Source organism: Paenisporosarcina quisquiliarum (assembly GCF_043641925.1).
GTDB classification, from domain to species: Bacteria; Bacillota; Bacilli; order Bacillales_A; family Planococcaceae; genus Paenisporosarcina; species Paenisporosarcina quisquiliarum_A.
Window position 1 is genome coordinate 40,755 of sequence record NZ_JBHZRU010000022.1, and the last position, 11,624, is coordinate 52,378.

The 11,624-nt window shown below is 37.4% G+C and carries 11 protein-coding genes and 1 pseudogene; 4 read left to right on the forward strand and 8 right to left on the reverse strand.

Annotation, left to right across the window (positions count from 1 at the left end):
• Positions 1-158 precede the first annotated feature (158 nt).
• On the forward strand, positions 159-1,013 hold the full coding sequence (locus tag ACHUE4_RS14825) for a VOC family protein (RefSeq protein WP_394191405.1): 855 nt from the start codon (positions 159-161) through the stop codon (positions 1,011-1,013).
• Positions 1,014-1,219: 206 nt separating this feature from the next.
• On the opposite strand, the gene ACHUE4_RS14830 is transcribed toward ACHUE4_RS14825, so the two are convergent.
• Positions 1,220-1,612 (reverse strand): hypothetical protein, encoded by a 393-nt coding sequence (locus ACHUE4_RS14830; protein ID WP_394191407.1) that lies wholly within the window; start codon positions 1,610-1,612, stop codon positions 1,220-1,222.
• A gap of 191 nt (positions 1,613-1,803) precedes the next feature.
• On the opposite strand from ACHUE4_RS14830, the gene ACHUE4_RS14835 reads away from it, so the two are divergent.
• On the forward strand, positions 1,804-3,327 hold the full coding sequence (locus ACHUE4_RS14835) for an MDR family MFS transporter (protein WP_394191408.1): 1,524 nt from the start codon (positions 1,804-1,806) through the stop codon (positions 3,325-3,327).
• Positions 3,328-3,420: 93 nt separating this feature from the next.
• Here ACHUE4_RS14835 and recQ read toward each other — a convergent pair whose 3' ends face one another.
• Entirely contained in the window at positions 3,421-5,175 is a 1,755-nt protein-coding gene (gene recQ / locus ACHUE4_RS14840; RefSeq protein ID WP_394191410.1) for a DNA helicase RecQ, read from the reverse strand.
• 66 nt (positions 5,176-5,241) lie between these two features.
• The gene (locus ACHUE4_RS14845; RefSeq protein ID WP_394191412.1) at positions 5,242-5,835 is read right to left on the reverse strand and encodes a DUF1836 domain-containing protein; all 594 of its coding nucleotides are present in this window, start codon (positions 5,833-5,835) and stop codon (positions 5,242-5,244) included.
• Between the two features lie 139 nt (positions 5,836-5,974).
• Between ACHUE4_RS14845 and trhA the strand changes: the two genes are divergently transcribed.
• On the forward strand, positions 5,975-6,622 hold the full coding sequence (gene trhA, locus ACHUE4_RS14850) for a PAQR family membrane homeostasis protein TrhA (protein WP_394191414.1): 648 nt from the start codon (positions 5,975-5,977) through the stop codon (positions 6,620-6,622).
• A 92-nt stretch (positions 6,623-6,714) separates the two neighbouring features.
• Positions 6,715-7,200, forward strand: a complete 486-nt coding sequence (locus ACHUE4_RS14855; RefSeq protein WP_394191416.1) for a transporter — start codon at positions 6,715-6,717, stop codon at positions 7,198-7,200.
• A gap of 579 nt (positions 7,201-7,779) precedes the next feature.
• Here ACHUE4_RS14855 and ACHUE4_RS14860 read toward each other — a convergent pair.
• The 5 genes and pseudogenes from ACHUE4_RS14860 to ACHUE4_RS14880 all read right to left on the reverse strand — a co-directional run.
• Positions 7,780-8,568 (reverse strand): alpha/beta fold hydrolase, encoded by a 789-nt coding sequence (locus ACHUE4_RS14860; RefSeq protein WP_394191418.1) that lies wholly within the window; start codon positions 8,566-8,568, stop codon positions 7,780-7,782.
• Between the two features lie 453 nt (positions 8,569-9,021).
• The gene (locus tag ACHUE4_RS14865; RefSeq protein ID WP_394191420.1) at positions 9,022-9,447 is read right to left on the reverse strand and encodes a hypothetical protein; all 426 of its coding nucleotides are present in this window, start codon (positions 9,445-9,447) and stop codon (positions 9,022-9,024) included.
• Positions 9,448-9,598: 151 nt separating this feature from the next.
• Positions 9,599-9,859 carry a protein-tyrosine phosphatase family protein gene (locus tag ACHUE4_RS14870; protein WP_394191422.1) on the reverse strand — a complete coding sequence of 87 codons (261 nt, stop codon included), beginning with the start codon at positions 9,857-9,859 and terminating at the stop codon, positions 9,599-9,601.
• A 22-nt stretch (positions 9,860-9,881) separates the two neighbouring features.
• Entirely contained in the window at positions 9,882-10,022 is a 141-nt protein-coding gene (locus ACHUE4_RS14875; RefSeq protein WP_394191424.1) for a hypothetical protein, read from the reverse strand.
• A gap of 11 nt (positions 10,023-10,033) precedes the next feature.
• A pseudogene (locus ACHUE4_RS14880) lies at positions 10,034-11,557 on the reverse strand (type IA DNA topoisomerase); the annotation flags it as partial.
• Positions 11,558-11,624: the final 67 nt, after the last annotated feature.

Genomic DNA, 11,624 nt, shown 5'->3' on the forward strand with positions numbered 1-11,624 from the left:
TTCCCTTCGTTTTGAAGGTTTCGTATTTGAAGAAAGTTTTGCCATATGGAATGGTATTTATTCGCAAAACGATATGATTGACATTCATAAACTCATGCCTTAATATTAGTTACATAAAGTAACTTAATTTATAAATGTAACTTAAAAGGAGAATGTATATGTCTTTTCATCAACATCCATCAACTTATCCAAAGCATGTCCATTTAATCGTGTCTGACTTAACAAAGTCGACAGCATTTTATGAAAACATTATTGGACTACACATCTTGAATAAAACCGAGGACAAAGTAGAGTTCACAGCCAATCGATCAGATGTTTTATTAATCATCGAGCAATCTCAAGAGAATAATGTTCACATACCTGGGTCTGCAGGCCTTTATCATTTGGCACTCCTACTTCCATCCAAAGAAGAATTAGGTGCGTTATTTAATCACATCCGCAATACGGGGTATCCGTTTAGTGGTGCCTCTGACCATAAAGTTAGTGAGGCGCTCTATTTGAATGATTTAGATGGCAACGGAATTGAATTGTATTATGACCGCAGTCCAGAAACGTGGAATTGGCAAAATGAACAAGTTGAAATGACCGTAGATCCACTTGATATTGAGGGCTTAATTGCCAGTGCAACTAAAGCGGAATGGTCTGGCATATCTTCAGGTACAGTCATGGGTCATATTCATTTAAGCGTATCGAACTTAGAAAAAGCCGAAGAATTTTATGTACATGCATTAGGGTTCGATATTGTTAGCCGCTATGGATCTCAAGCTACATTCATCTCGTCAAATGGCTATCACCATCACATTGCCCTCAATACTTGGGGACGACCTAAGGCGATAGAACGCAATAATCACACGCTCGGATTACATGAGTTTTCACTTGTTTATCCAAATCTAGAGACTCGTGAATTGGTCGTAAATCGTTTGCAAGATATAGACGCGGTCGTTACTGTGAAAAATAATATCGTGCGTGCGATTGATCCTTCTGGTGCGAAGGTTTTATTGTTAGTAGAATAAATACAAATTACCTCGAGCTGAAAATGGCTCGAGGTTTTTTATGGCGTTTGGAATGAATAATCTAGCGTTTGAGAACGATAATATGTCGTTCGGATGTAATAATATGGCGCAAACTATCATTAATATGGCGTTACTCTAGAATAATTTGGCATTAGAGCAAAAAAAGGCATGCCAAGTCTAGCAGGCATGCCTCCTTTTGTGTTCAACTACTCTACTTCAACCGTGTACGTTGCTTGGAACTTGAATGAGCCTGTGTACTCTTGACCAAATCCATTGATTGTAACTTTTGTTACATCATCGTAGACAAATGATACTGCAGAGTTTGCTTGAATTGGTAGTACAAAGACACCACCACTTCGCTCAAATCTAGCGTTAATTCCGTCATCACTGAAGTTTTCAATAGTACCAGCTAAAACTACAGGTAATGAATTTGGTTCAACGTCAAATATATGGTTGTCTGCAGTGCTAGGACCACCTGCGAAAGGAACACAGTTTTCAAACGTTAATGTTTGAAAGCGATCTCTTTCTGGTCTTTTTGGACATTTACAATCACAGCGGCCGATAGATCCTATAGGTTGTTTGTAATTATTATTGCACATCTATTTTCAACTCCTTGATTAATAGATTATGTAGACTCTATTAATTCGAGCGGGCGAAATGGAAAGAATATATCTTTTTGTCAATGTTGGTTAATAGAACTAGTTAGCATTTTCAATTCCAATCAAAAATTCTCTTATTAGAATTGTACTGATATACTATTTCTATTATTAGGTAAGAGGAGCTAAACAATATGGGGGATAAAACAAATTTGCGATTGGTCCTAACTGGACTACTTTTAGCTATATTAATGGCTGCTATGGACAATACCATTGTGGCAACTGCACTAGGTTCAATATTAGCTGACCTTGGAGGCGTAGAGAGTTATGTGTGGATAACGTCTGCATATGCGGTTGCTGTTTTAGCCGGGATGCCGATTTTTGGGAAACTATCAGATATGTATGGGCGGAAGCGATTTTTCGTTTTCGGTTTAACTATTTTTCTAATTGGGTCTGCACTTTGCGGCATTGCTGAATCTGTTCCTCAACTTGCAGTTTATCGTGCCATTCAAGGAATTGGTGGGGGTGCTTTATTGCCAATCGCATTTACGATTGTCTTTGACGTATTCCCTCCAGAAAAACGAGGGAAAATGACAGGATTATTAGGGGCAGTATTTGGAGCTTCTAGTGTTCTAGGTCCATTATTAGGTGCTTTTATTACAGATACGATTAGCTGGCATTGGGTTTTTTATGTGAATGTGCCAATAGGGATTGCGTCTTTAGTTTTAATTCTTCGGTTTTATAATGAAACAAGGCAACATGCGAAGCTTAAGATTGATTGGCTAGGTGCCATTACGCTTGTGACCGCAATTGTGAGTCTGATGTTTGGTCTTGAGCTTGGCGGGAAAGAGTTTGCCTGGGCATCTTGGCAAAGCATCTCATTGTTTAGTATTTTCATTGTCTTCTTTATTGTGTTTTTATGGGCTGAAAGGAAGGCATCAGAACCTATCATCTCGTTTTGGATGTTTAAGAATCGCTTATTTGCATCATCTCAAGTTTTAGCATTTATATATGGCGCTACTTTTGTCGGTTTAACCATTTTCATTCCTATTTTTGTTCAAGCTGTTTATGGTGGATCCGCTACCAATGCAGGAATTATATTGATGCCAATGTTACTTGGATCAGTTGTGGGAAGCGCTTTTGCTGGTTTTGCACAATCAAAAATGACGTATCGTAAGATCATGGTCATTTCAGTCGTCGTGTATTCATTCGGTATGATTTTCATGTCAACGATTACGCCAGATACAAGTCGATTGTTATTGACCATTTATATGATTTTAGTCGGTTTAGGCGTCGGATTTTCCTTTTCTTTATTACCATCTGCTAGTGTTCATAAAATGGACTATCGCCATCGTGGATCAGCAAACTCAACAAATTCATTCTTCCGTTCACTTGGTTTGGCTTTGGGAATTACAATATTCGGTTCCCTTCAAACGAAATTATTAACGAATGAAATTACAACGAAGCTTGGTGCATCAGGAGATCAAGCAGCGAGTACTATTGATAATTTACAAACGGTTTTCCAACCAGAACAGCGTGCTCAAATTCCATCAAATATTTTAGAAGTTATCGTAAATGCCATGTCAAATTCGATATCTGCTACATTCTTATGGTCCCTTATTCCGATAGCCATTGCGGTCGTCGCTGTTTACTTTATGGGGAATGAGAAGTTGGAAGTCTCGAAGAAGTCTCTGGCGAATGAACCTTTACAAGATTAGCACTATTTTTTACTAGATTAGTTTTAAAAAGAGCTTCTGAATTTATAAGATATAAAAATGGCCCTATCGCAAACGCGAGGGGCCATTATATATTTATCCATTTATAACTGCTAAAAATGCATCGCCATATTTCTCGAGTTTATTGGCACCTACACCACTAACTTTTAAGAACTCATCTTCATCTTTTGGTCGTCGTGCACACATATCCTGCAACGTTTTGTCTGAGAAAATAACAAATGGTGGTACATTTGCTTCTTCTGCTAAACGCTTACGTAAAACTCGTAACTCTTCAAACATTGGATCATTATCCGCAATTTGTTTTGTTACGACGACTCCTTTTCTTAAGACCTTGCGATTTCCTTTAAGTACATCTTTACTATGTTCTGTAACATAAATGGTCGGAAACGATCCATGCTCTACTGCTAATAAATCTTGAGAAATCATAAACTCCATCAGGTTAGCCACTTCTTTAGCACTGTAGTGTTTTAAAATTCCGTAAGTCGTCAACTTATCAAAACCAAATTCGATTACCTTTTTATTCTTAGAACCAGTTAACACTTGAGCAGTCAGCATTTTACCAAACTTCTGCCCCATTCGAATAACACAAGAGAGCACCATCTGAGCGTCTGTTGTGACATCTTGGCTTTCACGATCATCCATACAATTGCTGCATCTTCCACACGCCTGTGCATCGGTATCACCAAAATAATGAATGATAAATTGTTGCAAACAATTTTCGGTATGACAGTAATCAACCATTCCTTGAAGCTTTACAAGTTCCCCAGGGATTCGACTTTGATCTTGCGCTTGATCGATTAAGAAACGTTGCGTTTGAACATCTTGAGACGCATACATCAAAATACATTCACTCGGGAGACCATCGCGACCTGCACGGCCCGCTTCTTGATAATAGCTCTCCATATTCCGTGGAATTTGATAATGAATGACATATCGAATATTGGATTTATCTATACCCATTCCAAAGGCGTTCGTAGCAACCATAACATCCACTTCATCCTTCAAGAAACGCTCTTGTTCATAACGTCGATCCTCATCATATAAACCTGCATGATACTTGGCAACCTTCACTCCGCGTTTATGTAACATATCGTGAACATGATCAACCGTTTTTCGAGTTGCCGCATAAATAATGCCCGCTTCATTTTCGTTTTTCTTTACGTAATCTTTTACGAATTTCTCGCGATCTTGACCAGGAATCACTGAAAACGATAGGTTAGCGCGTTCAAATCCGGTCATAACCGTGTGTTCTTCTTTTATTGCTAAAATCCTGCAAATATCTTCCCTAACTTGAGGGGTGGCTGTTGCCGTTAAAGCCAACACAGTCGGTGTATTTGGAAATAACTCAGTCATTCGACTAATTAAGCGATAGCTTGGTCTAAAATCATGACCCCATTGTGAAATACAGTGAGCTTCATCTACTGCGATAAGCGGCACCGGTATTCCTTGTAATTCATTTAAGAAGGTTTGTGAGTCTAATCGTTCTGGTGCAATATATAGTAATTTAACTGCTCCGCGTTGAACATCATAAAGGACTTCTCTTACTTCCTCATGACTTAGCGAGCTATTAATATAAGCCGCAGAAATACCAGCTTCTATTAATGTATCAACTTGGTCTTTCATTAAAGAAATAAGTGGAGATACCACAATGGTTGTACCTTCAAGAACCAGTGCAGGGATTTGATAACAAATCGACTTTCCTCCACCAGTAGGCATAACACATATGGAATTCACTCCATCCAATACTTGTTGGATCGCCTGTTCTTGTCCTTTACGGAACGTTTCATATCCGAAATACGATTGTAAATACTTCCTTGCTTGTTCTAACAATAATGTCACTCCTTAATCGGTGCCTGGCACTCAAACTTTCGTGTTTGTTTCAACTATTTCAATTGTTTATTTTTTCGTGTTTGTATCCGTACCTGGAACTGCAACAGTTTCTGTTAGGTCATCAATCAGACGTTCGGCTATTTTTCGGTATGAGTTACTAATGTTTACGAGAGACGCGATAAGCATAATTTGTTCTAATTTCTCATCTTCCGCATCTATTACTCTTTTTACTTCTTGATGCCTTAGTGGAATGGATTCACTCACATTTTCTGCATTCGTTTTCTGCAGCGTAAGTAAACTAGTATAGAACGCATCTAAGTTTATGTCATCACTTGTGATCTTATCGTTAATAATTTGTAGCGTTGACTTAATATCCGTAATCGAAAGAGCACCTTTTAATTGGTAGATTAAGCTTATTAATATGAGATGCTTTTTTGAGTACTTTTTGTTTTTGATTGGAATAAACAACTTGCCTTTCGCATAGTTGTTAATCATCGTTTTAGTTAGAATTTTTTCATCTTCATTTCGTTTTGTTTCTTTGTATTTTTGATCAAATAATTGAATGACTTGATCCATATATAAATCAATTTCAGGCATTTCTTCTAATGACACACTCTTTTCGAGTGATATCTTCTCTAGTAAATCATTGATATTTTCCATTACGCCACCTCAAATATATCTGTTTCCTTATAATTTATTTTACATGAAAAACCTTTGAACGTAAATGTTGACTACATGATGAATTGATTATATATTGATAAGTAGTTATTATTACTACTTATCGAAATGAGGGTGTTTTATGAATCGTTATATTCGCGAACCTTTTAACTCTTTATCACATTTTTTAGGTGCTGGTTTATCCGTTATTGCTTTACTAATGATGGTGGAAAAAGCAATTTCAAATGAAGAAACCATTCTACAGGTCATAGCTGTCTCCATTTTCGGATTAAGTATGATTCTCTTATATTCAACGTCTGCCATCTATCATATGGTACTATCTACGGACAAAACAATTGCCTATTTCAGAAAACTAGACCACTCCATGATTTATATTTTAATAGCTGGATCTTATGCGCCGCTTTGTTTAATTGCTTTAGAAGGTAAAACGGGAGTCATATTATTTTCGATTGTAGCTTTCCTTGCAATAGCAGGTGTTTTATTTAAAATGGTTTGGTTTCATTCTCCAAGATGGTTATCCACCGGTTTATATATTGCAATGGGCTGGATTATTGTTTTCCTTGCCGCACCGTTATCAGAGCGTTTAAGTATGAACGGCCTTCTTTTATTAATTGGCGGAGGCGTCATGTATACCATTGGTGGTGCCATTTATGCAGCGAAACCCAATATCTTAAAAATTTCACCTTTAGGGTTTCATGAAATTTTTCACATTTTCATTCTTCTCGGGACACTTTGTCACTTTTTATGCGTTTATTTTTATGTGTTGTAAGCGTTCTTGAACCAACAGTGAACCTCTACCCAAGCTTCTCCATTCTGCGTACATAGACTAGGAAGAGAAAAGTGTAAGGGAGGTACAAATTTTTGGTTAATCAATTTCCTGGTTTCCCTTTTTCAGATCGAGACTCTACACCATTTGGCATACCCGGTTTCCCTGGACGAGGAGGACCACAATTCGGAATTCCTGGCTTCCCTGGACAAGGAGGGCCACCGTTTGGAAGACCTGGATTTCCGGGACCTGGTGGACCACCATCCCAAGGGCCAGGTTTTCCTTCGCTACCAGGTGGTGTTCGTCCCCCATCGAATGTTCCTTCAGGACCGCCTCCATCGTTTACGCCACAGCAAGCTCCTCAAGCTAGAGGTGGAGTTAGCGCATTTGCAGTAGATCCTGGAGCGATTCGTGGATGTTTATTCCGCTTTACGTTTATTTGGTTACGAAACGGTCGATCTTTTTGGTTCTACCCAACTTTCGTTGGCAGAGAATCCATAGCCGGCTATCGTTGGAACGGATTTAGATGGAATTATTATGGCACTGACTTAGACCGCGTTTCATCTTTCCAATGTTTTTAAATGAAGAACGGTTAATCTGTAAATAATCTAAAAGAGCATGGAATTAATTTTCCATGCTCTTTCTCATTGATTAGATAACTAGAAAAACCTCCTATATAAAAGGAGGTTTCAGATTGATGATAAATAAATATGTTGATCTCCATTTTGACGGACGCTTTCAGCGGGCAAGACTTCAGCCGCTTCCCTCGCGTTGCTCAGTCCAGGGTCTTCAGTTCTTGCTCATTCCGCCCGAGTCGCCGCCTCCATTTCAATCAACTGAAATTCTTGTAAATATGATCGTCTATTATTCATAGAAAGTTATACAGATTTGATATCTAATTGCTTAATGCTCTACAAACCTATTTTCGCAGAAAGGTGGTCGACTATTTCTTAAGACTCCTGCGGAAAATCGAAACACTCTAGACCCAAAGGTTTGTGTTTCGTCCGCGGAAAGTAAAAGAAATAACCGACCACCTTGTTTTTTTCAAAGGAAATAATATTAAAAACTTATTTTTATGAAGTTATATAAACTAATAATCCTTTGTTTACAATCTGAAACCTCCTACATAAAAGGAGATTTTTTCACATATATTTTATGTTTTATGATTTCAAAAAATGTTGAATTTCAGATATTAGAGCTTCAGGTTTTTCCATCATACTCATGTGTCCTGCTCCTTTAATTAAAGCTTGAGAAATAGAGTCTTTACGTACAGAAAACGTCTTTTCCGGAGGAATAACTTGGTCCTTTTCTCCAGCAATTAATAAAGCAGGTAGTCTGCTGTTTTTTAAGACATGATTACGGTCTGGTCGCTCTTTCATCGCTTGTAACATGCCAATTGCGCCTTCTTCAGATGTACCATAACCAATCTCTTTCGTCTTTTGAACATCTGCAGCATTCGTTTCTAAATTCTCTTCAGCAAACAATTTTGGTATTAATCCATCAACAAATTCAGTAATTCCCTCTTTCTGCACTTTTTCAATCGAAGCAGTTCGTCCATCCTTTGCTTCTTCTGAATCCGCGTGAGCTGTTGAGTGAATTAGAGAAAATCCTAATAAACGTTCTTCATATTTTTCTGCAAACGCTAAAGTTATATAACCACCTAATGAATGACCAAATAACGTTACTTTTTCAATACCTAATTTATCTAAAAGTTCTTTCAAAGTATCAGCCATATACTCTAGCTGGTAATTTCCTTTAGGAAATGTCGAATCACCATGCCCCGGTAAATCGGGTACAATCACACGGTTTTTCTTTGATAAAACTGGCATTACTTCATCCCAATAGGCGTGACTTCCACAAAATCCATGAAGTAAGACAATGACTTCTCCATCACCTCGATCTTGATAAGATAATGAAAGGTTAGATAATTCGATTTTACGTAGACTCATTCAAACAACAACTCCCGTATTCTTGATTTCTTAATGATTACCCTTTTTTGACAAAAGATAAGCATGAATTCAAGACTTGAGACAAAATGAACACAAAGTGAATGAAAACACACCAAACTATACTCCTTTTTCCCTAGAGCAGTAGAATAATTTGGGGTTTTCTAATTAGTGTAAAGATGGAATAGATATAAAAATGGGATTTTATTGTATTTAATTTTGAAGATCATTCTGCAAGCATGATCTTAGGTAGGTAATGAATTGGAGTGGAAGACGGTGACTCCAGCGGGAATAGCGTGAGCTGAAGGCCCCGGAAGAACGGAGTGATGAGGAGACTGAAGTCATGCCCGCGGAAAGCGTCCGTCTGGAACGGAAATCTTAGTATTTCCTATGTTTTTCTTATACTCATATACACAAAAAAAGCATACGTAAAATTTCTACGTATGCTTTCGCTTATTATGAGAAGAATTTAATTAACTGGTTGCTAGATGGTTCTTGCAATGGATATGACTCTTCAGGGTCTGCTTGACAAACCACATGAGGAGTTGGAGTTTCTTTTACGATAAACTTCCAATGAGAAGACTTAGAAGTACTTGCTGCTTTTAATTCCTCACGCATCATTTTCTTTCTGAAATTCGCAAGTTTGGCGATTAAGAAACGTTCTTTATAACGAATCAATAAATAACCATTGTGTGCAATACGGTTATATTTGTTCAAACTAACTTCTCGTAGGTCAAAAACATTTGTTTTGTTTTGGACAGAAGGAGAAAGAACAAAAAAATCGCGTTTCTTAAAGATGGTTGTATTTAAATGTTGAATAAGCCCTAATTCATTTGTCAAAAAGTCCTTGTTAACGGCATTTGGTACTTGAGTATTTTCCATTCTTCACCTCTTCTTAAAAGTTCTCTTGTTTTAAGTATACTCCTATTTGACGAAAATTGCACTTTGTCAAAAAATGTCACTAGTATTGTTTAGTTCAAATGAAAAAAGGAAGCCACCTTTATATAAGGTCGCTTCCTATAGTTTATGCGGATTAGGCTTCGTATATTCGCTTTAATGCTTCTTTTAATTGAGGTTTTACATCAATTTCAGGACGTACCATTTTCACTTTCGCTTCAGCTTCATCAATCGTATCTGCTAAACGCAGTTCCATTAAGGTTGCTACAGCCATAGTTCCTGCTCTTCCACGACCTGTATTGCAATGAAAGAAAACTTTCTTGCCATCTTGATAATCCTGTACAATTTGTTTGACACCAGTACGTATGGATTCGTCTTGAAACTCACCATCATCCACAATTGGTTGATGCTTACTAATATCACCTGGATGATGCAGAAACTTCCGCTCTCAAATCGTACACAACGTCTATTTGTTCATTTTCAATTGCATTAGGAACATCTGTTACGCCACCAATAAAAATCCGATCATCCACTAATGACTGATATGTTTTTGTGCTCATTTGTTTTCCTCCTAAAGAAAATTTAATGTTATCTTACCATTTGTTAATTCCAATTTCGCATTAAAGGTTTTACCGGATTTTGCTACAAAACCTTTTACAATGTCCGTTGATCCTTTAACACACAAGTCTTCTATATGCTTTACACTTAGCCTTTTTTTCAAAAAAATCGCAGGGAATGTTTGTTTACAGCCCGCCTTATAAGCTGAACATCCATAAAAATTCTTCCTTGAAATGATCGTTCCTTTTTTACAAGTTGGACATGGCGCTACTTCTTTTCTTGTTGAGGTGTTTTCAATGGTCATGTGAAAAGTTTTTTCATTTAATTGAGTCGGCACATCTAGAATGAGTTGGTTTAAATACTTAGCTATACTTCCTAAAAAGAGCTCAGACGAACCTTGTCCATTTCCAATTTTCCGTAAATAGCTCTCCCACTTCGCAGTCATCACTGGACTTGCTAATAGATTGCCATCAATGGCTTCGCATAAGACTCTTCCCTTTTCAGTAATGTTCACAATATTTCTTTTCACTTCAATATAGCCGTGTCGTTTGATTGTTTCAATTATTCCGCTTCGTGTAGCTTCCGTGCCTAGTCCTTCCACCTCTTTTAATATGTCCGTATCTATTTGGTCTTCAACAAATTTCCCACAAGTTTTCATCATGGCAATCAGTTGCCCTTCGGTATATGGCTTCGGCGGTGAAGTTTTACCTTCTTGAATAGTTGCTTTACTTTTTACTTCTTCATGAAGTTTCAATTGAGGTAAAGTTGGTTCTTTAGTAGATGCAGGTTCCTTTTCATTTGAAAATAAAGATTTCCAGCCTTTATCAATTTCTGTTTTTCCAGTGGAATGAAAAGCCAGTCCATTTACGTCTGTTTGTACGTTTGTTTCTTGATATAAATAATTGGTATGGAACATCGCGAGAGTCGTTCGAACCACTTCTTCGTATAAATTACGTTCGTCAGGTGCCAATCCAGCTAAAACTTTGTCACTCGGAATTTTTTTGGTGGGGATAATGGCGTAATGTTCTTGAACTTTCGTATTGTCGACATAACGACTATTTGCTTTTCGCGATGCTACTTCAAATGGTTGTTGAATTATTTTTTGATAAGATTCTACTTGGTTTTCGAGATATGCAAACTCATTTAGTGTTATAAATTGTGTGTCAGTCCTCGGGTAAGTCACTAATTTCTTTTCATACAATTTTTGCATCGTTGAAAGAACTTTTGCTGGACTATACTTCCACTTGCGATTTGCCGTTGCTTGCAGAGTAGACAATGCATGCAATTTTGGTGGAAGTATTCTTTTATCTTCCGTTTTAAGTTTTGTAATCACACCAGGAATTGTTCCATCAATTACGTGTTTTGTTAATAGTTCTTGGGCTTCTTCCCGCGTCTTATACTTACCTTTGACTTTACCTTTATATACACCGTGTTCGGCTTTAAAGACTCCCTCTAATTCAAAAAATGGCTCTGGATTAAAACGTTCGATTTCTAATGCACGCTGATATATCAAATAAACAGTAGGTGATTGCACTTGTATAACTCTTTTAGGGTGTTATTAAAAAAACAAGTGGATTTAGCACTTTAACCCTTACTTAATCCTT